The 22,560-nt window shown below is 70.7% G+C and carries 16 protein-coding genes; 6 read left to right on the top strand and 10 right to left on the bottom strand.

The features are described from left to right. Positions 1–118 precede the first annotated feature (118 nt). Entirely contained in the window at positions 119–910 is a 792-nt protein-coding gene (locus IE97_RS0127570; RefSeq protein WP_051705154.1) for an aldo/keto reductase, read from the top strand. Positions 911–986: 76 nt separating this feature from the next. On the opposite strand, the gene IE97_RS0127575 is transcribed toward IE97_RS0127570, so the two are convergent. Together IE97_RS0127575 and IE97_RS0127580 are read right to left on the bottom strand one after the other, a co-directional pair. Continuing rightward, positions 987–1,886: a class I SAM-dependent methyltransferase gene (locus tag IE97_RS0127575; protein ID WP_030246081.1), complete on the bottom strand. Its 900-nt coding sequence runs from the start codon at positions 1,884–1,886 to the stop codon at positions 987–989. Between the two features lie 137 nt (positions 1,887–2,023). Continuing rightward, entirely contained in the window at positions 2,024–3,745 is a 1,722-nt protein-coding gene (locus IE97_RS0127580) for a glycoside hydrolase family 6 protein (protein ID WP_030246083.1), read from the bottom strand. A gap of 399 nt (positions 3,746–4,144) precedes the next feature. On the opposite strand from IE97_RS0127580, the gene IE97_RS0127585 reads away from it, so the two are divergent. Continuing rightward, positions 4,145–7,063: a glycoside hydrolase family 48 protein gene (locus IE97_RS0127585; protein ID WP_030246085.1), complete on the top strand. Its 2,919-nt coding sequence runs from the start codon at positions 4,145–4,147 to the stop codon at positions 7,061–7,063. Positions 7,064–7,270: 207 nt separating this feature from the next. Next, the gene (locus IE97_RS0127590) at positions 7,271–9,925 is read left to right on the top strand and encodes a cellulose binding domain-containing protein (protein WP_030246088.1); all 2,655 of its coding nucleotides are present in this window, start codon (positions 7,271–7,273) and stop codon (positions 9,923–9,925) included. 89 nt (positions 9,926–10,014) lie between these two features. Here IE97_RS0127590 and IE97_RS0127595 read toward each other — a convergent pair whose 3' ends face one another. The 3 genes from IE97_RS0127595 to IE97_RS0127605 form a co-directional block, all read right to left on the bottom strand. Further along, positions 10,015–11,889, bottom strand: coding sequence for a rhamnogalacturonan lyase (locus tag IE97_RS0127595; protein WP_030246090.1), 1,875 nt, complete (start codon positions 11,887–11,889; stop codon positions 10,015–10,017). Positions 11,890–11,984: 95 nt separating this feature from the next. Then, on the bottom strand, positions 11,985–12,728 hold the full coding sequence (locus tag IE97_RS0127600; RefSeq protein WP_030246093.1) for a class I SAM-dependent methyltransferase: 744 nt from the start codon (positions 12,726–12,728) through the stop codon (positions 11,985–11,987). 4 nt (positions 12,729–12,732) lie between these two features. After that, the gene (locus IE97_RS0127605) at positions 12,733–13,038 is read right to left on the bottom strand and encodes a 4a-hydroxytetrahydrobiopterin dehydratase (RefSeq protein WP_030246097.1); all 306 of its coding nucleotides are present in this window, start codon (positions 13,036–13,038) and stop codon (positions 12,733–12,735) included. Between the two features lie 126 nt (positions 13,039–13,164). On the opposite strand from IE97_RS0127605, the gene IE97_RS0127610 reads away from it, so the two are divergent. The 3 genes from IE97_RS0127610 (at position 13,165) to IE97_RS0127625 (ending at position 15,641) form a co-directional block, all read left to right on the top strand. Continuing rightward, positions 13,165–13,974, top strand: a complete 810-nt coding sequence (locus IE97_RS0127610) for a helix-turn-helix domain-containing protein (RefSeq protein ID WP_030246100.1) — start codon at positions 13,165–13,167, stop codon at positions 13,972–13,974. 211 nt (positions 13,975–14,185) lie between these two features. After that, a complete protein-coding gene (locus IE97_RS0127620) occupies positions 14,186–15,049 on the top strand; it encodes a helix-turn-helix domain-containing protein (RefSeq protein ID WP_030246103.1) in 864 nt (287 codons plus the stop codon). A 124-nt stretch (positions 15,050–15,173) separates the two neighbouring features. Then, a complete protein-coding gene (locus IE97_RS0127625; RefSeq protein ID WP_030246107.1) occupies positions 15,174–15,641 on the top strand; it encodes a nitrate reductase molybdenum cofactor assembly chaperone in 468 nt (155 codons plus the stop codon). Positions 15,642–15,656: 15 nt separating this feature from the next. Here the strand turns inward: IE97_RS0127625 and IE97_RS0127630 are convergent, their stop codons facing one another. From IE97_RS0127630 to IE97_RS0127650, 5 genes are all read right to left on the bottom strand, one after another. After that, positions 15,657–17,741, bottom strand: a complete 2,085-nt coding sequence (locus IE97_RS0127630) for a LamG domain-containing protein (RefSeq protein WP_030246110.1) — start codon at positions 17,739–17,741, stop codon at positions 15,657–15,659. A 176-nt stretch (positions 17,742–17,917) separates the two neighbouring features. After that, the gene (gene dnaK, locus IE97_RS0127635) at positions 17,918–19,798 is read right to left on the bottom strand and encodes a molecular chaperone DnaK (protein ID WP_030246113.1); all 1,881 of its coding nucleotides are present in this window, start codon (positions 19,796–19,798) and stop codon (positions 17,918–17,920) included. Positions 19,799–19,862: 64 nt separating this feature from the next. After that, positions 19,863–20,603 (bottom strand): glycerophosphodiester phosphodiesterase family protein, encoded by a 741-nt coding sequence (locus tag IE97_RS0127640; RefSeq protein ID WP_030246115.1) that lies wholly within the window; start codon positions 20,601–20,603, stop codon positions 19,863–19,865. Then, entirely contained in the window at positions 20,600–21,985 is a 1,386-nt protein-coding gene (locus IE97_RS0127645; RefSeq protein WP_030246118.1) for a hypothetical protein, read from the bottom strand. The genes IE97_RS0127640 and IE97_RS0127645 overlap by 4 nt, the downstream gene beginning before the upstream one ends. A gap of 120 nt (positions 21,986–22,105) precedes the next feature. Continuing rightward, complete coding sequence (locus IE97_RS0127650) at positions 22,106–22,534, bottom strand: OsmC family peroxiredoxin (RefSeq protein WP_030246121.1); 429 nt, start codon at positions 22,532–22,534, stop codon at positions 22,106–22,108. Positions 22,535–22,560: the final 26 nt, after the last annotated feature.

Below are 22,560 nucleotides of genomic sequence, written 5' to 3' on the forward strand. Positions count from 1 at the left end.
CGCCAGGAATACATCACCGCTCGTGATCGTTGACGACGGGAGCACATCTGACCACTTACCGAAGGATCGAGAGCTCGTGAGCAAGGTCCCCCCGATCAAGCTGAACAACGGCGTCGAGATGCCCCAGCTGGGCTTCGGAGTCTGGCAGGTGCCGGACGACGAGGCCGAGACGGCCGTCGCGACGGCGCTGGAGGCCGGGTACCGCAGCATCGACACAGCGGCGATCTACGGCAACGAGGAGGGCACCGGCAAGGCCATCGCCCGGTCCGGTCTGCCCCGCGAGGAGCTCTTCGTCACCACGAAGCTCTGGAACGCCGACCAGGGGTACGACGCCACGCTGCGTGCCTTCGACACGTCGCTGGAGAAGCTAGGCCTGGACTTCGTCGACCTGTACCTGATCCACTGGCCGACGCCCGAGCGGGGTCTGTACGTCGACACCTACAAGGCGTTCGAGAAGCTGCACGCCGACGGCCGGATCCGGGCCATCGGTGTCTCCAACTTCCTCCCCGAACACCTGGAGAAGCTGATCGGCGAGACGTCGGTCATCCCCGCGGTCAACCAGATCGAGCTGCACCCCCACCTGCAGCAGCAGGCCTCCCGTGAGTACCACGCGGAGCAGGGCATCGCCACGGAGGCCTGGTCGCCGATCGGCCAGGGCAAGGGCCTGCTGGAGGTCCCGGCGATCGTGGCCATCGCCCGGAAGCACAACCGCACTCCGGCCCAGGTCGTGCTGCGCTGGCACATCCAGCTGGGCAACGTGGTGATCCCGAAGTCGGTGACGCCGTCCCGGATCAAGGAGAACATCGACGTCTTCGACTTCAGCCTGGACACCGAGGACCTGGCGGCCATCAGCGCCCTCAACGAGGACCGCCGCCTGGGCCCGGACCCCGCGGAGTTCAACGGAGCGTGAGCCGCACCGGCAGCGCCCCGGTCCCGGAGCCCTGATCGGCCCGGACCGGGGCGCTTCCTGTCTTCCGTCCGCTCTCTCAGACCGCCCGCACGGCCGTGTGGACGGTGTGGGCCTCCAGGACGAACAGGTCGGGACGGTGGTGCACGCTCGCCTCGTCGTCGGGGTCGAGGAGCCGGTCGATGGTCGCCACGTCGTCCGCGTCGAGGCCGTCCGTGAGCCGCTCGCGCAGGTGCGACAGGTACGCGGCCACGTACGCACGGGCCCGGTCCGAGGCGGGTGCGGGGAGGTCCAGCAGGAAGCTGTGCGTCCTGGTGTGCTTCAGGCCCGCCGCGGCCAGCATGGCCGGCCAGTGCTCCGTCTCCGCGACATGCCCCGGCAGTTCCGTGCGCATCCGCGTGAACCACTCCGCCTGCACGGCGTCGAGCCGCGCCTCCAGACCTGGCCGGCCGATGCCGATGTCGCGCGGCAGGAACCGCGGGGGCAGACCGCCCTCCATCAGGGCCAGCGTGCCGCCGGGCGCCAGCCGTGCCGCGAACGCGGCGAGCGCGGCCCGCTGGTCGCCCAGGTGATGCAGGCTGCGGCTCGCCCAGAGCAGGTCGGCGGGGTAGTCCAGTTCGTCGAGCACGCCGGGCAGTTCACCGGCGATCGTGCCGAAGCGGTCGGCGACCCCCTGCCGCTCCGCACGCGCCCGGGCCCGTTCCAGCAGCGGCTCGGAGCCGTCCACGGCCACGATCCGCGCGCCCGGGAACGTCTCGGCGAACAGACACGACACGACACCCGGCCCGCTGCCCGCGTCGACGATCAGCCCGGGCTCGGTCACCTCCTGCCCCAGCCAGGCCAGGGCCCGCTCGTACAGGGGCGCGAACAGTTCCGCCGAGGACTCCAGCATCGGTCCCAGCTCGGCCCAGTCGAAGTCCGTGTGGTCGTGGTGGTGGCGGTGGCCGTGCTCGGTGTCATGGTCGTGCTCGTGCGTCATGGTGGTCAGCCTCTCGCTCGGATGCCGTCAGCCTGCGCCGACGCACCGGGAGAGGGCCACCGCTGTTGCCGCTCCCGCAAAAAGGATCCGCCGGGGCCGGGGCCCCGGCGGATCCGTGGGGACGGGGTGTCAGACGGTCAGGACAGCGGCGGGTACGCGTTCTGCATCAGCTGCCGGAACTGGGCGGAGAACCACTTCCCGGACAGCGGCGCGTCCGGCAGGGCACCGGACATGTTGTGGTTGTTGCGCGGGTTGCCCGTGTAGGTGGGGTCGCACATCCGGTCGAAGCCCTTGCCCTCGTCGTTGTCGATGGCCTTGCTCGACCCGTCGGACTCGCCCGGCGGCTTCATCCACACGTACGCGTCGATCCCGGCAGCCGGGTTGGCCTGCGGACGTTCGCCGAGGCCGGCTCCGGCCTGGTTGCACCAGTTGCCGGGGTTGAAGCGGCGGTCGTAGCGACCGCCGTCGACATACGCGTCGACGGAGGTCTGGGGACCGGGACCGGCGGGCCGTGCACTGCCGCCCCAGCCATTGCGGGAGGTGTCGATCAGCATGCCGATGCCGGACGGGAAGCCGACCGAGACGAGCTGGTTGCGGAAGGCCTGGGCGAAGGACAGCTCGTCCGTGTAGCGGTTCCAGTCCACCCACTTGGACTCGCGGACCGACTTGCCGGCCACGTTGTCGGTGATGGAGAAGTTCTCCTCCTTCAGCGCGCTGTAGTTCGCCGTGTTGGTGATGAAGCCGTGCACGTCGTTGACGGTCGCACCCTCGGCGGTCGCCGCCTCCTTGAACAGGGTCGCGGAAGGACCGAAGTTGTCGTCCCAGCCGATCCAGCCGTGGTGTCCGGCGTCGACGTAGTTGTAGACGTTCGGCACGTCGCCGAGCTTGTTCAGCGCGTAGCCGACGCCCTTGATGTAGTTGCCGTTGGCCTTCATCACGTCGCACTGCGGGGTGGCCGTCGGGCGACTGCCGGTGTTGGTGACGAGGTTGGGCAGCGAGTCGATCTCGACCGTGGTGACGATCCGCAGGCCGGCGTACTTGGAGTCCGCGAGGATCGCCTTGATCGGGTCGATGTACTCGGTCTTGTAACGGCCGATCTCGTCGGCCTTCAACTCGCCGTTGGAGGCGAGGGCGGCGCAGTCGCGGCCGGGCAGGTTGTAGATCACGAGCTGGACGACGAGTTCGCCGGAGCCCTTCTGGCGCAGCGCCTCGTCGAGGTGGGCGCGCAGGCCCATCTTGCCGCCGGCTCCGTTGATCGCCGCGATGCGGTCCAGCCAGATGCCGGTCGGCTGGTTGGCGACGCGGCTGCCGCCCGGCTCGGCGGCGGCGTTCGCGGACCACTCCGGGTTCACGTACACCTTGGCGCCCTCGTAGGGGTTGTTCACCCGGTTGGACGGGCCGCCGGGGTCCGGCGGATCGGTGGGTCCGCCGGGGCCGCCGTCGTCGACGTTGCAGGTCACGCCGTCGAGGGTGAAGGTGGCCGGGATCGCGTTGCTGCCGCTGTAGCTGCCCTGGAATCCGAAGCTGACCGAAGCACCGGTGGCGAGCTGGGCGTTGTAGCTCTCGTTGGCCGCGGTGACGGCGGCACCGCTCTGGCTGAGCTTGGCGTTCCAGCCGCTGGTGACCTTCTGGTTCCCGGCGTAGGACCACTTCAGCGACCAGGACGACTTGGCGGCGCTGTTGTTGGTGATGGTCACGGCAGCCGTGAAGCCGGTGCTCCACTGGTTCTGGATCTTGTAGTCGACGGTGCAGGGGACGGCGGCGGCGCCGGCACCGTCCGGATCGACGGCGAACGCGGTGCCGGTGGCACCGCCGACCAGGGCCATGGCGGCCAGTAACGCTGTTCTCGTACGGCTCATGAGGGCGGGTATCCCTTTCGGTCGTGGGGGTGTCAGCCGTTCAGGGCGCGCTCCGGCAAGGACATGAGGAACCCGGCATGGGACTCGCGCAGAGGGGGGCAGCCGCGCTGGGGGCGGCTTGAAGTACTGAACGCGAGGGGTGTCGCATGAGCGACTCCTTGCAGGTCGGGCATGCCGTGACGGACGCGTCGACTGATGGAATCGCTCCCACTGGTGTCAAGGAAGGTAGCGCCAAGTGTCGGCAAAGAACAGGGGAGTCACTGACTTTCGCTCAAGAAGTGCGCCGAAGTTTTTCGACTCTTCAAGGCCCTTGACCGATACCTGTGGCGACTTCACCATGGGAGCGCTCCCACTGGTTCAAGCCTTGACTTCTCCGAGCCGCAAGGAGGAACCAGCACGATGCATCCCCCACCCCGGAGACGGAGAGCCGCGCGGCGCCTGTGGACCGCCGCGCTCGCCGCTCTCGCGCTTCCGTTGACGATGCTCTCCTCAGGGTCGACTCCCGCGCAGGCGGCGGCACTTCAGTGCAGTGTCGACTACAAGACGAACGACTGGGGCTCCGGTTTCACGGTGGACCTGACCCTCACCAACCGCGGCACGGACGTCATCGACGGCTGGACGCTGACCTACGCCTACTCCGGCAACCAGAAGCTGGGCAACGGCTGGAACGGCACGTGGTCGCAGTCCGGCCAGAACATCACCGTGAAGAACGCCCCCCACAACGCGCGGGTCGCCGCGGGCGCCGCCGTCTCCACCGGTGCCCAGTTCAGCTACAGCGGCAGCAACACCGCGCCGACGTCCTTCTCGGTCAACGGCACCGCCTGCACCGGCGCGCACCAGCCGCCCATCGCGGTGCTGACCAGCCCGGCCGCGGGAGCCGTCTACACCCAGGGTGAAGCGGTCCCGCTCGCGGCCACCGCCGCCGCCGCGGACAACGCCACCATCAGCAAGGTCGAGTTCTACGACGACACCAAGCTGCTCGGCACGGACACGAGCGCGCCCTACACGCTGTCCGTCTCGAATTTGACGGTGGGCAGTCATTCCCTGGTGGCGAAGGCCTACGACAGCATGGGGGCCTCCGCGGACTCCACGCCGGTCGGCATCACGGTCGCGTCCGGTCCCACCGTCGTCGCCTCGCCGCTCCAACTGGGCGTGCAGTCCGGCAAGTCGGGCACGTACGAGGTGAAGCTGTCCAAGCAGCCGGCCTCCAACGTGACGGTGACATCGGCCCGCGCCAGCGGCAACTCGGGCCTGTCGGTGTCAGCCGGCGCCTCGCTCACCTTCACCCCGCAGAACTGGAACACCGCGCAGAAGGTGACCGTCGCGGCCGACGGCTCCGGTACGGGTTCCGCCGTCTTCGAGTCGACCGCCCCGGGCCACGCCAAGGCCTCGGTCACCGTGACCCAGCTGGCGGCGACGAAGGACTACGACGCCCGTTTCCTGGAGCTGTACGGGAAGATCACCAACCCGGCGAACGGCTACTTCTCCCCCGAGGGCATCCCGTACCACTCGGTCGAGACGCTGATCGTCGAGGCGCCGGACCACGGCCACGAGACCACCTCGGAGGCGTACAGCTACCTCCTGTGGCTCCAGGCCATGTACGGCAAGGTGACCGGCGACTGGTCCAAGTTCAACGGCGCCTGGGAGATCATGGAGAAGTACATGATCCCCACCAAGGCCGACCAGCCGACCAACTCCTTCTACAACGCCTCCAAGCCGGCGACCTACGCACCCGAGCTGGACACGCCGAACGAGTACCCGGCCAAGCTCGACTCCGGGGTCTCGGTCGGCCGGGACCCGATCGCGGCCGAGCTGAAGAGCGCGTACGGCACGGACGACGTCTACGGCATGCACTGGCTGCAGGACGTCGACAACGTCTACGGCTACGGCAACTCCCCCGGGAAGTGCGAGGCGGGCCCGTCGGACACCGGCCCGTCGTACATCAACACCTTCCAGCGCGGTGCGCAGGAGTCGGTGTGGGAGACGGTGCCGCAGCCGACCTGTGACGCCTTCAAGTACGGCGGCAAGAACGGCTATCTGGACCTGTTCACGGGTGACGCGTCCTACGCCAAGCAGTGGAAGTTCACCAACGCCCCGGACGCCGACGCCCGTGCGGTGCAGGCCGCCTACTGGGCCGACATCTGGGCCAAGCAGCAGGGCAAGGGCTCGGACGTCTCCGCGACCGTGGGCAAGGCCGCGAAGATGGGCGACTACCTGCGCTACTCGATGTACGACAAGTACTTCAAGAAGGTCGGCAACTGCGTCGGTCCCTCGGCCTGCCCGGCGGGAACCGGCAAGGACGCCTCGTTCTACCTGATGTCCTGGTACTACGCCTGGGGCGGCGCCACGGACACCAGTGCCGGCTGGGCCTGGCGCATCGGCTCCAGCCACGCCCACGGCGGCTACCAGAACCCGCTGGCCGCCTACGCGCTCGCCAACTACGCGCCGCTGAAGCCGAAGTCGGCGACGGGCGCGGCCGACTGGGCCAAGTCCATGGACCGGCAGCTGGAGTTCTACCGCTGGCTCCAGTCGGACGAGGGCGCCATCGCGGGCGGCGCGACCAACAGCTGGCAGGGCCGCTACGCGACCCCGCCCGCCGGGAAGTCGACGTTCTACGGCATGTACTACGACGAGAAGCCCGTGTACCACGACCCGCCGTCCAACCAGTGGTTCGGCTTCCAGGCGTGGTCCATGGAGCGGGTCGCCGAGCTGTACCAGCAGACCGGGAACGCACAGGCCAAGACGGTCCTCGACAAGTGGGTCGACTGGGCGCTGTCCAAGACCACGTTCAACCCGGACGGCACGTTCCGCATCCCGTCGACGCTCCAGTGGTCGGGCCAGCCCGACACCTGGAACGCCTCCAGCCCCGGCTCCAACAGCGGGCTGCACGTCACCGTCGCCGACTACACCAACGACGTCGGGGTGGCGGCCGCGTACGCCAAGACGCTGACGTACTACGCCGACCGGTCCGGTGACACGGAGGCCGCGACGGCCGCGAAGAAGCTGCTGGACGGGATGTGGGCCAACCACCAGGACGCACTCGGGGTCGCCGTTCCGGAGACCCGCGCGGACTACAACCGGTTCGACGACCGGGTGGTCGTGCCGAGTGGCTGGACGGGCACGATGCCGAACGGTGACGCGATCAACTCGTCGTCGACGTTCGACTCGATCCGGTCCTTCTACAAGGACGATCCCTCCTGGTCGAAGATCGAGAGTTACCTCGCGGGCGGGGCGGTTCCGTCCTTCACGTACCACCGGTTCTGGGCTCAGGCGGACATCGCGCTGGCCATGGGCTCGTACGCGGAGCTTCTCGAATAGCCCCCGCCGGGCGCTCCACGGGTCGGGCGGTCGTCATCTGCGGGCCGTATGTGGCTGGTCGCGCCGTTCGCCGCTCCCCCAAAGCAGCGTCCGAAGCTCTGCGTACGTGGCCCCGCACCTGACGCGGGGCCACCTCGGCCGGGCGGCTCCACCCGCACGGGAGCCGCCCGGCCCTCGCACGTTCCCCCTCACGGAAGGAACCCCACCGTGCGAAGAACCCGTATCCTCACGGCGGTTCTCGCCCTGGCCGCCGGTCTGCTGTCGGGCGCCCCCACCGCCCTGGCCGCCAACCGGCCGTCGGAGAGGATCGCCGCCGACACCTACACCTGGAAGAACGCCCGGATCGACGGGGGCGGCTTCGTCCCCGGGATCGTTTTCAACCGCTCCGAGAAGAACCTCGCGTACGCCCGCACCGACATCGGCGGTGCCTACCGCTGGCAGGAGTCGACGAAGAGCTGGACGCCACTGCTGGACTCGGTCGGGTGGGACGACTGGGGACACACCGGGGTCGTCAGCATCGCCTCCGACTCCGTCGATCCGAACCGGGTGTACGCGGCGGTCGGGACGTACACCAACAGCTGGGACCCGAAGAACGGCGCCGTCATGCGCTCCTCCGACCGCGGGGCGAGCTGGCGGAAGACGAACCTGCCGTTCAAGCTGGGCGGCAACATGCCGGGGCGGGGCATGGGCGAGCGGCTGGCGGTCGACCCGAACCGGAACAGCGTGCTGTATCTGGGCGCGCCCAGCGGCAAAGGGCTGTGGCGGTCGACGGACTCGGGGGTCACCTGGTCGCAGGTCGCCGGCTTCCCCAATCCCGGCACCTACGTGCAGGACCCGAGCGACAGCTCCGGCTACGCGTCCGACAACCAGGGCATCGTGTGGGTCACCTTCGACGAGTCCACCGGCACGGCCGGCAGCGCCACGAAGACGATCTACGTCGGGGTCGCCGACAAGGACAACGCGGTGTACCGGTCGACGGACGCGGGCGCGAGCTGGCAGCGACTGGCCGGGCAGCCCACCGGCTACCTCGCCCACAAAGGCGTCCTGGACGCGAAGAACGGACACCTCTACCTCGCCTACAGCGACAAGGGCGGGCCGTACGACGGCGGCAAGGGCCGGTTGTGGCGGTACGCGACCGCCACCGGTGCCTGGACCGACATCAGCCCGGTGGCGGAGGCCGACACCTTCTACGGTTTCAGCGGGCTGACCGTGGACCGCCAGAAGCCCGGCACGGTCATGGCGACGGCGTACAGCGCCTGGTGGCCGGACACGCAGATCTTCCGCTCCACGGACAGCGGCGCCACCTGGACCAAGGCGTGGGACTACACGTCCTATCCGAACCGCGAGAACCGCTACACCATGGACGTCTCGTCCTCGCCCTGGCTGACCTGGGGCGCGCACCCGCAACCGCCCGAACAGACCCCGAAGCTCGGGTGGATGACGGAAGCCCTGGAAATCGACCCGTTCGACTCCGCTCGCATGATGTACGGGACAGGCGCGACGATCTACGGCACCGAGAACCTCACGAACTGGGACAGCGGAGGCAAGTTCACCGTCAAACCGATGGTGCGGGGGCTGGAGGAGACGGCGGTCAACGACCTCGCCTCTCCCCCGTCGGGCGCCCCGCTGCTCAGCGCGCTCGGTGATGTCGGCGGGTTCCGGCACACGGACCTGACGAAGGTGCCGTCGATGATGTTCACGCAGCCCACCTTCACGACGACCACCAGCCTGGACTTCGCCGAGTCCAACCCGAACACGGTGGTCCGGGTCGGCAACCTCGACTCGGGCCCGCACATCGCGTTCTCGACGGACAACGGCGCCAACTGGTTCGCCGGGACGGACCCGTCGGGCGTGAGCGGCGGCGGCACGGTCGCGTCGGCCGCGGACGGCAGCCGCTTCGTGTGGAGCCCCGAGGGTGCCGGTGTGCACCACGCGACCGGCTTCGGCACGTCGTGGCAGGCGTCGGGCGGGATCCCGGCCGGGGCGATCGTCGAGTCGGACCGGGTCGACCCGAAGACCTTCTACGGATTCAAGTCCGGGAAGTTCTACATCAGTACGGACGGCGGGGCGACGTTCAAGGAGTCCCCGGCGACCGGGCTGCCGAGCGGCGACAGCGTCCGCTTCAAGGCACTGCCCGGCGGGAAGGGCGACGTATGGCTGGCGGGCGGTGCGACGGACGGCGCGTACGGCCTGTGGCACTCCACGGACGGCGGGGTGAGTTTCACGAAGCTCTCAGGCGTCGAGCAGGCCGACACCATCGGCTTCGGCAAGGCGGCACCCGGGGCCTCCTACCAGACGCTCTACACCAGCGCGAAGATCGGCGGTGTCCGGGGCATCTTCCGCTCCACGGACAAGGGCGCGAGCTGGACGCGCGTCAACGACGACGCCCACCAGTGGGGCTGGACGGGAGCGGCGATCACCGGTGACCCGAGGGTGTACGGCCGTGTCTACGTCTCCACGAACGGGCGTGGCGTCATCTACGGCGACAGCTCCGACGGCGGGACGACGGACCCGGGTCCCGGCCCCGACCCGACGCCCACCGGTGCCTGCGCGGTGACCTACAAGGTCACCAGCCAGTGGGCGGGCGGCTTCCAGGGCGAGGTCCAGCTCACCAACACCGGTACCGGCCCCTGGACCGGCTGGTCCCTCACGTGGTCCTTCCCCGACGGCCAGAAGCTGGCCCAGGCGTGGAACGCGGAGGCGGCGCAGTCGGGTACGGCGGTCACGGCGAAGAACGTCGGATGGAACGGCAACGTGGCCACGGGCTCGTCGGTGAGCTTCGGCTTCACGGCGAGCTGGTCGGGGACGAACACGAAACCGACCGCGTTCAAGCTGGGTGACCAGAGCTGCAAGGTCGCCTGAGCGGGCCTTCGAGGGCGCGTGCCGGTTCACGGCACGCGCCCTCGGTGGTGCTCCTAGAGCTTTCACTCCCCGATCTGCTCCCCACGGACCTAGGGCGTGAACACCGTCGGGCGGGGAGCCGTCGGCATGGCGTCGCCGATGAAGAAGCTCGGGTGCGGGGGCTGGTTGTACGCGGTGTTCTGCCAGGCCAGGGCCGTGCGGTACTGCGTGTCGTGGAGCAGGGTGGTGATCTTCGTGCTGGTCTCGTGCGGGGTCGAGTAGATGCGCAGGGCCGTGTTGCCGCTCGTGCGCCAGACGACCTCCTCGCGCCAGTCGCCGAAGAGGTCGCCCGACAGCACCGGCGTGGACTTCGTGCCGTTGTTGGAGGAGACGCCGGAGCCGGTCAGCAGGCGGGTGTCGGCCGACGTGCCGTACTTGTCGATGCGGGTGCCGTCGAGGAGTTCACGGACGGGGTCACCGTCCCACCACGACAGGAAGTTGGCGCTGGACGGCTCCCTGCCGAGGGAGGCGCCGGTCGCCGAACGCAGAGTGGTGTCGGCGGCGGACCAGGCCTCGGCGCCCGCGCTGCCGGCGTAGATGTCGGCGGCTACACCGCGGCCGTTGTCGGAGCCCGACGCCGTCTGCCACAGGATGGAGCCGGTGCGCGCGTCGGCCATCCAGGAGCCGGGCTGGCTCGAGCTCTCCGAGACCTTGAAGTACTCCAGGCCCGCGCGGGACGGGTTCAGGTCGCCGACGTGGCCGGCGTCGCCGTGGCCCAGCCTGGTGGTCCAGAGGCCGTTCCCGTTGTCGTCGACGGTCATCGCGCCGTAGACGATCTCGTCCTTGCCGTCCGCGTCGACGTCCGCGACGGACAGGCTGTGGTTGCCCTGACCGTCGTAGCCCTTGCCGCTGTTGGTGGAGGAGGAGGTGTCGAAGGTCCAACGGCGGGTGAAGGAGCCGTTCCGCCAGTCCCACGCGGCGATGACCGTGCGCGTGTAGTAGCCGCGCGCCATGACCAGGGACGGGCGGGAGCCGTCGAGGTAGGCCGTGCCCGCGAGGAAGCGGTCGACGCGGTTGCCGTAGGAGTCCCCCCAGGAGGAGACGCTGCCACGGGCCGGCACGTAGTCGACGCTCTGCATCGCCTTGCCGGTCTGGCCGTTGAACATGGTCAGGAACTCGGGACCGGCGAGCACGTAGCCGCTGGAGTTGCGGTGGTCGGCCGAGGAGCTGCCGATGACCGCGCCGGTGCCGTCCTTCGTTCCGTCGGCGGTCTTCATGGCGACCTCGGCCTTGCCGTCGCCGTCGTAGTCGTACACCTGGAACTGTGTGTAGTGCGCCCCGGAGCGGATGTTGCGGCCCAGGTCGATGCGCCACAGCCGGGTGCCGTCGAGCTTGAGGCCGTCGACGATCGTGTTGCCGGTGTAGCCGGACTGGGAGTTGTCCTTGGCGTTGGTGGGCTGCCACTTCAGGGCGAGGTCCAGGGCTCCGTCGCCGTCCAGGTCGCCGACGGAGGCGTCATTGGCCTCGTAGGTGTAGGACACGCCGTCGGGGGTCGTGCCGCCTGCGGGCGGGGAGATCGGGACGTCCTTGTAGCCGGTGCGGAACTGGATCGCGTGCACCGAGTCGCCCTGCTCCACGCCGTTCACGATCGCGCGGACGGTGTAGTCGGCGTGGGAGGGGGCGCCGGAGTGGAAGTAGTTCGTGGTGCCGGTGATCGGGGTGGCGTTGACCTTCGTACCGGCCCGGTAGACGATGAACGACACGTCGTTCGGGTCGGTGCCGAGCCAGCGCCAGCTGACCAGGTTGCCGCTGCCGGTGTGGACGCTGACCACGCCCCGGTCGAGCTTCTCGACCTGCCGGGCGGTGGCCGCCTGTGCGGCGTCGCCGGTGGCGAACGTGGTCAGGCCGGCGCCGAGGAGCGCCGCCGTGCCCAAGGCCACCGGGAGGAGGACACGGCGTCTGCGGTGCCTGTGCGGGTGCTTCATGGACGGACCTCCTGGGAGAAGGGGGGTTCCGTCTGTGGTCGCCGCCGGAGGCACGGGAGTTGCCGTCTGTTTCCGCCGGGGCCTTCACTCGGGCTTCACTCGGGCTTCCGGAAGGCCCGGAGCGTGAAGACCGGGTCCGGGCGTGGGCGGTCCTGGTCGGGGAGTTGCGCCAGACGGGTGGCGAAGCCGTCGGCCAGCGGGTCGCCCGGGGGCAGGGTGACGAACCAGCCGCGTCGGAGGTCCGCGACCGTGCGCCGGGGGCTGCGGCCCTGCCCGTGACCCCGGAAACAGGCCTGCCCGGCCGGGACCAGGCCGTGTCGCGCGGCGTACGACTCGACGGCTTCCGCCGCGTCGCGGACCGGGCTGGGCGGGCGGGAGGCCAGGACGACATCGATGTCACTGCCCACGTTGTGGGAGGCGGCCTTGTCGACGGTGGTGACGTAGACCCCGCCGGGCCGCAGCACCCGGGCGCACTCGCCGACGATGGCCCGCGCGTCGGCGGGACCGGCCGCCAGGTGCAGCAGCCACACGCTGCTGACGACGTCGAACTCGCCGTCGCGGAAGGGCAGTCGCCGGCTGTCGGCGAGCACCACGGCACCGGGCAGCCGGGTGGCGGCCTGCCGGGCCATCGCGGGGGTGAGGTCCACGCCGGTCACCCGTATGCCGTCGCGCGCGGCGGCCAGCCGCCGGGTCACTATGCCGGTGCCGCAGGCGACGTCGAGCAGGCTGCGGGTCTGCGGCGGCACGAATCCCAGCACCGCTTCCGCGGCGGCGGCCGCCCGGGGCTCGCCGCCGCGTGAGGCGTCGTAGCGCTCCGCTTCCTCGTCGTAATCGAGCACCCGGTCAGTGTGCCCCGTGCCCGGGGGCCAGGTCCTCCACCCTGCGGGCGAGCTCGAAGTCCTTCTCGGTGACGGCGCCGCCCACGCTGTGCGTGTGGACGGACAGGGAGACCGTGTTGTAGCCGAGCGTGAGGTCCGAGTGATGGTCGAGCTCCTCCTGGACCTGGGCGACGTGCACGACCATCGCGGTCGCGGCGAAGTGCGAGCCGAGCCGGTAGGAGCGGGTGAGGCGTCCCTCGTCGAGCGACCAGCCCGGAAGCTCGGCCAGCCGGTCCTCGATCTCCTTCTGCGACAGCGGTTCGACGGGCATGAGCTGCGCTCCTTCCCTTGCGCCGGTGGCCTTTCCCTGTTCTCAGCCTGCCACAGCGGGACGTCCGAGGGCCTGGTCGCAGGGCGTACGTGTCCGGCACGGCCGGTTCTCGACTACGGTCCTGGCATGACCACTCACCCGTCCACAGCGGAGAAGGGCGTGGGCCCGCTGCTGCGGGCCTGGCGGGAGCAGCGGCGGATCAGCCAGCTGGAACTGGCCTTGCGTGCGGACTCCTCGGCCCGGCACATCAGCTTCGTCGAGACGGGCCGTTCCCGGCCCAGCGAGGAGATGGTGCTGCGGCTGGCCGAGCACCTGGACGTCCCCGTGCGGGAGCGCAACGCGCTGCTGCTGGCGGCCGGTTACGCCCCGCGCTACCCGGAGACGCCGCTGGACGACCCGGCGCTGGGCGCGCTGCGCGAGGGCATCGAGCGGCTGATCGGGGGCTACGAGCCGTATCCGGCGCTGGTGGTGGACGCGCTGTACGACGTGGTGGCGGCCAACCGGGGGATCATGACGCTGGTCGACGGCGTCTCCGAGTCGCTGCTGGAACCGCCGCTGAACGCGATGCGGCTGGCGCTGCATCCGCAGGGCCTGGCGCCCCGGATCCGCAATCTGCGCGCCTGGCGGGGCCACCTGCTGGAGCAGATGGAGCGGCAGATCGCGCTGCACCGCTCCGAGCCGCTGCGGGCCCTGTACGAGGAGGTGGCGGCGTATCCGGTGCCCGACGCCGATCCGGCGGAGGAGCCGCCCTCGGAGCCCGTGCCGTACTTCGCGCTGCCGCTGCGGATCGAGCACGAGGGGCGGACTCTGTCGTTCATCTCCTCGATCTCCACCTTCAACACTCCGATGGACGTGACCGTCGCGGAGCTGGCCATCGAGACGCTGCTCCCGGCCGACCCGGCGACGGCCAAGTACCTTCAGGGACTCGTACCCTGACGGGCCCGCAGGATGGTGGGCTGGAGGTGGAGAGGGCGTTGGCGCCGGTCGCCACGGCGTCCAGGGCCGGGAAGCGGCGCGGCGTCGGCTGCGGGGCGGAGGTCCGGGCGAGCGCGGCGAGCTGCCGCGATCTTCTCGCCGCCGGCCTGTCGGACGGGCGACGGAACGTGACAGACTGATCGCAGTCCTGGGCGCGTTGGGGAGGCGGGGCGTGAGTGAACGGCGGGCCGCACCCACCGTGGGCCAGGTGGTGCTGGGCAAGCGGCTGCAGGAGCTGCGCGAGGCGGCGGGTCTCAGTCGGGACGAGGCCGCCCGGGTGCTGCGCGTCGCCCCCGCGACCGTCCGGCGGATGGAGACCGCCGACGTCGCGCTGAAGATCCCGTACGTGCAGATCCTGCTGACCGCGTACGGGGTGGCCGACGACGAGGTGACCGCGTTCGTCGAGCTCGCCGAGGAGGCGAACCGGCCGGGCTGGTGGCAGCGGTTCCACGACGTGCTGCCCGAGTGGTTCAGCCTCTACGTGAGCCTGGAGGGAGCCGCCCGGATCATCCGCTCCTACGAGCCGCACTTCGTTCCGGGACTGCTCCAGACCGAGGGGTACGCGCGTGCCGTCCTGGAGGCGGGCACCATCGGGAACTCCGGGCCGGAGGCCGTGGAGCGGCACGTGTCGCTGCGGATGGAGCGGCAGCGGCTCCTGGAACGCGAGAATCCGCCGCACCTGTGGGTGATCATGGACGAGACGGTGCTGCGCCGACCGGTGAGCGTCGACGGCCGGGTGATGCGCGACCAGCTGGACAAGCTGCTGGAGTACTCCGCGCGGGACCGCGTCACCCTCCAGGTCGCCGAGTTCAAGGACGGGCCGCATCCCGGGACGTACGCGCCGTTCTCGCTGTTCCGCTTCGCCGAGCCCGAACTGCCCGACATGGTCTTCACCGAGTACCTGACCGGCGCGCTCTACCTCGACTCCCGCAAGGAGGTCTCCGCGCACCTGGAGGTCCTCGACCACATGACGGCGGGCGCCGCGTCGACGCAGCGCACGGAGGGGCTGCTGCGGGAGTACCGCGACAGCTTCTGAGCGCGGTCCACGGCCGTTCTCCCTGGTCACGGCGCGGTTCTGACCCGTACGGGCCCGGTCGGCAGGTGTGCCCGCCTGCCCGCCCTTAGCGTCGGGAGCACGGGGCGCACGCGAAGGAGGTCCGATGCCCGGGTTCGAGGTGCTGTACCAGGCGGCCGCGCTGTGCCTGATGTACCCCGACGACGACTTCCGCGCCCGGCTGCCGCTGCTGCGCGAAGCCGCCCCGCAGCTCAGGGAGTTCGCCGATCACGCGGCTCTCACCCCGCCGCGGGAGCTGGCCGCGCACTACGTCGAGGTCTTCGAGGCCGGTCACGACCTCAGCCTGTACCTGAGCGCCTGGCGTGAGGCGGCACCGGCGCCCTCCGAGGAGGTGTACCGCGCGCACGGCCTGGAGACCACCGGCGAGGAACCACCGGACTTCCTCCCGGCGGTCCTGGAGTTCGCGGCCCGCACCGGCAGCGCCGAGCTGCTGACCGAGCACCGCGACGGCCTGGACCGGCTCCGCACCGGCCTCACGGCCTTCGGCACGCCGTACGCGACGGTCCTGGACGCGGTGTGCGCGACCTTGCCGCCCGCGCACACCGGGGCCTAGGAGACGGTACCCCCTCTAGCAGAAGCACGGCTCCGTGCCCGATCCCAGGGAGGGGATGTCGCGGTCGGTCAGAGCACCGGCGAAGGCGTGCACCTCGTCCACGTCACCGTGCAGGTACTCGCCCCACCCGTCGCCCGTCCGGGCCCGGCCGATCTGGAGCGCACCGGAGCCCCGCCAGCCGTTCGGGAGATCCGCCGTCGCGTCGGCGCTGGTCTGGCCGTCGACATAGAGTCTCACCTTGTCGGTGGCGTCGTCGTAGACCACCGCGACCCGGTGGCCGGTGCCGTCGCGGCCGTCCGCCCTCGCGAACCGGGCCACCACGGTTTCGGGGGCACCCCGCTGGTCCTTGTGCGGCATCACCAGCTGCCAGGCGTGCTGCTCGGGCAGGTAGCGGACCTTGAAGGCGTCGGTGTGCTCGCCGGGCAGCGACAGCACGGTCATGGGCCGCTCGGGCTCCCTGTCCGCCAGGCGTACGACCACGCCGATGGTGAAGCTGTCCGAGGTGTCGACCACCGGTCCCTGCGCGGTCGCATGACCGGTCCTGCCGTCGAGCGCCAGATGGCCCTCGCCGACGAGCGCCTCCGGCACCGGCACGCAGTCCGGGTCCAGCCACGGGAGGCACGAGCCGTCCGGGACGCGGTAGATCGACGCGCCGGACCCCAGCTTCAGCGGGGCACCGCCGTTCCGCTCCGGGCTGGTGCCGTCGGTGGCCGTCTCCAGCGACCAGTGGCCCCGCGACGACGGTGTGCGATGCGCCAGCCCGGCCGCCTCGGCGGGGACGACGACCCGGTCGTGGACCCTGACGTCACCCAGCTCGCCGTGCCAGCGGTCGTGGTAACCGTTGCCGTCGCGGACCCGGCCGATCTGGAAGGCGTCGGCCGCTCCGGCCGGAGCGGCCTCGGACCGGGTACCGGTCTCGTGGCCGTTGACGTACAGCCGCGCCTCGCCGGTCTCCGCGTCGTACACGCCGAGCAGATGGGCCCATTCGCCGGCCTCCGGCGCACCGCCCGACACCCGCGCGCCGCCGACGGTGAAGGACCACGCCGGAGCCTCGCCCCGGGCGCTCAGACCGAGGGCCAAGCCCGCGGAGTCGCCCGCGTCCTGACTGGCGACTGTCATGTTCCGGTCGGTCTGTGCCGGGCGTGCCCAGGCGCTGACCGCGAAGCTCTTGCGCGGGTCGGCGACGGCCGGACTGCCCGGGGTGAGGTAGCCGTGCACGCTGCCGTCCAGGGTCGCCGTCGCGGTGAGAGCCGTGCGTGCGGGGGCCGGGCCACCGAAGGTGACGCCGGAGCCTGCGCGCGCGTCGGTCCCCGCCTCGGCGTCGGCGGTCGTGGCGCCCTCGGCGTCGTCCAGGGGCCAGTGCGCGACCGCGGCTCGGCCGTCCTTCACGTAGAAGCGGTACGACGACTCGCTGCTGACGCGTCCGGAGCGGTCGAAGGACTGGACGGTCAGCTCATCGGCGGACGACCGCAGGGGCAGGTAGGAGACGGTCGCGGGACCGCCGGGCCGCTCCGGGCGAGCGGTCCCGCCGGGGCCGCCGATGAACCGGTACGTGTAGGCGACGACGTCGTCCGAGGGCGAGTCCATGGTGAAGTGGCCGTACACGCCCACGCCGTCCACCCAGAACACCTCCTCCGGATACTCGGGAGAGGTGATCTTCGCCGGTTCCGGGCTGTCGTCGTCGTAGACGAACTCACAGACCGAGCCGTCGCCCTCGGAGCTCCAAGGGGAGTTCGCCGCGCCGTCGTTCGCGCGGACACGCCAGGAGATGACGGTGTCCGGCGGGAGGACGTCCGCGGGCATGCGCCACTGCTGCCGGTCGCCGGAGGGCGTCTCGAGCGTCGTGTGCGTGAGCCGCTGCTCCGCTCCGTCGGCGTCGGTCCACCAGGCCTCGAACTCGCCTGTGACCAGGTTGGCCTCGGCGGGGTGATTGTCCTCCTCCGGGTCGTACAGGACCGCGCTCAGGGCGGGCGGCCCGGAGACGTACGCCCTCTCGTCCCCCGCCGCGCACGCCTTCTGCCCCGTCCGCAGATCCTGGACGAGCGGCTGCTTCGGCGGCAGGTTGTCCGCGGCCTGCGCCACGCCGGTGCCGGTCGTCATCACGGCCGCCACCGCACACCCCACCGCCAGCAGTCTGCGTCCGCCGGGTCTCTTCGGTGCGTCCAACTGTCCCTCCCCTGTGAACTTCCCACGGCCCGTTGGTCACACGAGCCGCTGGAGGTTAACAGAGGGGCACCGACATCATCGAAAGGCTTTTCCGGGAACGGGAGTTCGACCTATGCGGCGCCTCCCTCGCGGTCGCGGTGGTCCTTCTCCTCGTCCACGATCTCCGCGTCGACCACGCCCTCCTCGTCCTGCGGCGCGGTGGATTTCTCCTCGGTGGGGGTCTGCTCGGTGGGAGTCTGCTGGGCTTGGGCGTACATCGCCTGACCCATCTTCTGGCTGACCGAGGCGAGCTTCTCGACAGCGGTGCGCAGGGCGGCGGTGTCCGCCTGTTGTTCCAGCTGCCCCTTGACGTCGGAGACGGCGGACTCGACCTCGGACTTCGTGTCCGCCGGGATCCGGTCGCCATTCTCGCGGAGGAAGTTCTCGGTCTGGTAGACGAGTTGCTCGGCCTGGTTGCGGGTCTCGGCCGCCTCGCGGCGTCTGCGGTCCTCCTCCGCGTACTGCTCGGCATCGCGCATCATGCGGTCGATGTCGTCCTTGGGCAGGGCCGAGCCGCCGGTGACGGTCATCTTCTGTTCGCGGCCGGTCGCCATGTCCTTGGCGGAGACGTGCATGATGCCGTTGGCGTCGATGTCGAAGGCCACCTCGATCTGCGGCACGCCGCGGGGCGCCGGCGGCAGCCCGGTGAGGTCGAAGACGCCGAGCTTCTTGTTGTACGCGGCCATCTCCCGCTCGCCCTGGTAGACCTGGATGCCCACCGAGGGCTGGTTGTCGGCCGCCGTGGTGAAGATCTCCGAACGCCGGGTCGGGATGGTGGTGTTGCGCTCGATGAGCTTCGTCATGATGCCGCCCTTGGTCTCGATGCCCAGGGACAGCGGGGTGACGTCGAGCAGCAGCACGTCCTTGACGTCGCCGCGGATGACGCCCGCCTGGAGCGCGGCGCCGACGGCCACGACCTCGTCGGGGTTGACGCCCTTGTGCGGCTCCTTGCCGGTGAGCTCCCTGACCAGGTCGGTCACGGCGGGCATCCGGGTCGAGCCGCCGACCAGGATCACGTGGTCGACCGCCGCGAGCTTCACACCGGCGTCCTCGACCGCCTGGTGGAAGGGCTTCTTGCAGCGGTCGAGCAGCTCCTGGGTCAGCTCCTGGAACTGCGCCCGGGTCAGCTTCTCGTCGAGATGCAGCGGCCCCTCGGCGGAGGCGGTGATGTAGGGCAGGTTGATCGTGGTCTCGGTGGAGCTGGACAGCTCGATCTTGGCCTTCTCGGCGCCCTCGCGGAGCCGCTGCACGGCCATCTTGTCGCTGCCCAGGTCGACGCCGTACTGCCCCTTGAAGCGCTTGACGAGGTACTCGACGATCCGCTGGTCCCAGTCGTCGCCGCCGAGGTGCGTGTCGCCGTTGGTGGCCTTCACCTCGATGACGCCCTCGCCCATCTCCAGCAGCGACACGTCGAAGGTGCCGCCGCCGAGGTCGAAGACGAGCACCGTCTGGTCGTTCTCCTTGTCCAGCCCGTAGGCCAGCGCCGCGGCCGTCGGCTCGTTGATGATCCGCAGCACCTTCAGGCCGGCGATCTCCCCGGCCTCCTTGGTCGCCTGCCGCTGGCTGTCGTCGAAGTACGCTGGGACGGTGATCACCGCGTCGGTGACGTCCTCGCCGAGGTAGGACTCGGCGTCCCGCTTCAGTTTCTGCAGCACCCGCGCGGACAGCTCCTGCGCCCGGTAACGCGTGCCGTCGATGTCGCCCTGCTCGGGGAAGCGCCAGTGCGCGTCACCCATGTGGCGCTTGACCGAGCGGGCGGTGCGCTCCACGTTCGTCACGGCCTGCCGCTTGGCCACCTCCCCCACCAGCACCTCACCGTTCTTGGCGAACGCCACGACCGAGGGTGTGGTTCTGGCCCCCTCCGCGTTGGCGATGACGGTGGGCTCGCCGCCCTCCAGCACGGCGACCACCGAGTTCGTGGTTCCGAGGTCGATCCCGACCGCACGTCCCATCGCTGTCCCCTTCCGCCAGGGCGACTCCGCACACTCTCCAGCACAAAACTTGAGTGCGCTGTTGTCAATGCCGCGAAGGGGTGACCGGCCCCCGCAGCTCCACCGCGCGCCGGGGCCGGTCGGTGACGAGCACGTCCACGCGGGGGTGGGCGAGGAAGGCGCGCATCAGGGTGTCGTCGTTGACGGTCCACACCATGGTGAACAGTCCGTGCCGGGTCGCCTCGCGCAGGACGTTCGTCCTGGCCAGCCGCTGGTGCACGGCGACACCATGGGCTCCGCAGGCCCGGATGCGGCGGGCCGGGAACAGCTCGCTGAGCCGGGTCCCGGGCAACCGGGCCAGGGCCAGCTCCCTGCGGTCGCGCCCCAGGGAGAGCGCGGTGCGCACCCGGGGGAAGCCGTGGGTGACGGCGGCGACGGAACGGTCCTCCAGCGTCGTCACGACCAGCCCGTCCACGCCGAGCAGGGCCACCGCCCGGTCGATCACCTCCCGCTCGTAGCCCACCTCCTTCAGGTCCAGGTGCGCCACGAGCTTCCCGGCGATCAGCGCCATGACGTCGTCCACCACCGGCACGTCGTATCCGGCCCGCTCGCTCAGCTCGGCGTGCGTGATCGCGGACAGCGGCGGCCCTGTGGCCCCGACCCGGGGATCGTGGTAGACGGCGAGGACACCGTCGGCCGTGCGGCGGATGTCGAACTCGACGTACTCCGCGCCGGACTCGATCGCGTCCTTGTACGCCTCCCAGGTGGCGGCGCCGGCGCGCTCGGAGCCGCCCCGGTGGGCGGAGACGGCGGGGCGTGTCGTCATGGTCGGGGGCTCCCGGAGGGCGAGCGCGGCGGCGGTACGGGTACGGCCTCGTCGTCGGGCGCCGGCAGCAGCGAGCCGGAGTGGGTGCTGATGCGTCTGAGCAGCACGTAGCCGATCACCACCAGGACGACGAAGGGCAGCCAGGCCAGCGCGTAGGCCGTGCCGTAGGCGCGCAGGTCGAGGATGGAGCGGTGGTCGTCGACGTTGGTGCCGTTCACGCCGAAGAAGGCCAGCAGCAGGGTGGGCGGCAGGGCGATCAGGGTGGCGGCGGCGACGAGGCCGGAGACGGTGCGGTCGCGGCGGTCGTCCCGCTCGGCGAGTTCGGCGTCCAGGGCGGCGGAGCGGGCGCTGATCACCGAGGTGAGGCGTTCGACCATGCGGGCCGAGTTCTCCAGGCTGTCGCGGATGCCCAGTGCGTCGCGCAGCGAGGACTGGAAGGCCTCCATGACCATCTCGGGGATCAGCAGGCTGTCGACGTAGGCCTCGACACCGAAGGCGAGATCCAGCTGGAGTTCGTTGACGCCCGCGGAGAGCCGGGAGATCAGGGAGCGGATCTCGGTGGGCGAGTCGGCCAGGGCCCGCTCGTTGGCCTTCATCGTCGCGAAGGCCGTGAGCCGGGTGCGCTGGAGCACGGCCAGGGCGGAGACCATGCCGACGGCGACGAGCATCAGGCCGTTCTCGACGTGCGGGGCCCAGCCGGCCTGGACGGAGACGCCCCGGCCGAGGGCGGACAGGGTGACGCCCTGGTTCCTGATGGTCGGCGACAGGCTCGCGTCGTGGGGCGCGGCGGGGTTCCACGGCATCCTGCCGCGGTAGACGAGTTCGTTGAGCAGGACCGCCTTGCGGGCCTCGTCGGCGCCGAGCAGGTCCCGCTGTAACCGGCCGCCGGGGAAGACGAGTTGGTGCACGTTCTGGCCCAGGGCGAGCGGCCGGCCGCCGAGCCGCTCGGCCAGCGCCTGCGGCAGCGGACGGTCGTCGAGTTCGATCCGTTCCCGGTCGAAGCAGGTGGTGGCCAGCCAGGCGGCGAGGTCGCCGGCCGTGGTCTCGCCCGCGAAGGCGCAGTCGACGACCAGGGTGGCGTCGCCGCGCGGGGTGGTCACGAGGAGCATCCGCAGGGACGCGAGGCCCAGGCCGTGGTCGCCGTGCGGCAGCCGCAGGCGACGGGGCGCGACCTGTTCGTCCAGCACCGGTACGGGGAGCACGTCCTGGCTGGTCATCAGGTGGGAGGCGAACCGGCCGTAGTCGTAGCGGTCGACGAGGGCGCCGAGGGGGGTGTCACGGGGGCGCAGCCGTCCGGAGAGGCTGAACAGCAGCAGGACGCGGGTCCGGTCGCGGGCGGCGGAGTCGAGCACCGTCGCGTGGGGGGACGTTCCCGGCAGCATCGCGTTCCTTCCGGCCCGTGGTTCGAAAGCGTCTGGTTCATACCCCGGGCACGGGGGGCGAACCGACGACGTCGCGCGGGCGGCCCCGGGGGGCGGCCCGCGCGACGTGGGTGAACGCGGTCAGGCGAGCTTGGCGGTCAGGGTGATGGGCGTGGCCTTGAGGGCCTGGCTGACGGGGCAGCCGACCTTGGCCTCCTCCGCGGCGGCCTGGAAGGCGGCTTCGTCGATGCCGGGGACGGTGCCCTCGACGGTGAGGTGGATGCCGGTGATGCCCTCGCCGGGCTGGAAGGAGACGTCGGCGGAGGTGAGGAGCTTGGTGGGCGGCGTGCCGGCCTTGTTGAGGATGTTGGAGAAGGCCATCGAGAAGCAGCTGGAGTGGGCGGCGGCGATCAGTTCCTCGGGGCTGGTCTTGCCGTTCGCCTCCTGGGCGCGCGAGGCCCACGTGACCGGCTGCTCGCCGATGGCACCGGAGGAGTCGAAGGTGACGACGCCGTTGCCCTCGAGGAGGTTGCCTTCCCAGACGGTGTGTGCGGAGCGCGTGGTAGCCACGGTTCTTCCTTTCGCGTGCGGACTCG

This window comes from Streptomyces sp. NRRL S-455 (genome assembly GCF_000717875.1).
Classification (GTDB): Bacteria; Actinomycetota; Actinomycetes; order Streptomycetales; family Streptomycetaceae; genus Streptomyces.

Bases quoted from the DNA above. Each gene is read 5' to 3' on its own strand.
- IE97_RS0127580 (WP_030246083.1), bottom strand. From the start codon at position 3,745: ATGAGCCGTACGAGAACAGCGTTACTGGCCGCCATGGCCCTGGTCGGC.
- IE97_RS0127570 (WP_051705154.1), top strand. From the start codon at position 119: ATGCCCCAGCTGGGCTTCGGAGTCTGGCAGGTGCCGGACGACGAGGCC.
- IE97_RS0127640 (WP_030246115.1), bottom strand. From the start codon at position 20,603: ATGACGACACGCCCCGCCGTCTCCGCCCACCGGGGCGGCTCCGAGCGC.
- IE97_RS0127575 (WP_030246081.1), bottom strand. From the start codon at position 1,886: ATGACGCACGAGCACGACCATGACACCGAGCACGGCCACCGCCACCAC.
- IE97_RS0127630 (WP_030246110.1), bottom strand. From the start codon at position 17,741: ATGACGACCGGCACCGGCGTGGCGCAGGCCGCGGACAACCTGCCGCCG.
- dnaK (WP_030246113.1), bottom strand. From the start codon at position 19,798: ATGGGACGTGCGGTCGGGATCGACCTCGGAACCACGAACTCGGTGGTC.
- IE97_RS0127605 (WP_030246097.1), bottom strand. From the start codon at position 13,038: ATGCCCGTCGAACCGCTGTCGCAGAAGGAGATCGAGGACCGGCTGGCC.
- IE97_RS0127595 (WP_030246090.1), bottom strand. From the start codon at position 11,889: ATGAAGCACCCGCACAGGCACCGCAGACGCCGTGTCCTCCTCCCGGTG.
- IE97_RS0127610 (WP_030246100.1), top strand. From the start codon at position 13,165: ATGACCACTCACCCGTCCACAGCGGAGAAGGGCGTGGGCCCGCTGCTG.
- IE97_RS0127585 (WP_030246085.1), top strand. From the start codon at position 4,145: ATGCATCCCCCACCCCGGAGACGGAGAGCCGCGCGGCGCCTGTGGACC.
- IE97_RS0127645 (WP_030246118.1), bottom strand. From the start codon at position 21,985: ATGCTGCCGGGAACGTCCCCCCACGCGACGGTGCTCGACTCCGCCGCC.
- IE97_RS0127625 (WP_030246107.1), top strand. From the start codon at position 15,174: ATGCCCGGGTTCGAGGTGCTGTACCAGGCGGCCGCGCTGTGCCTGATG.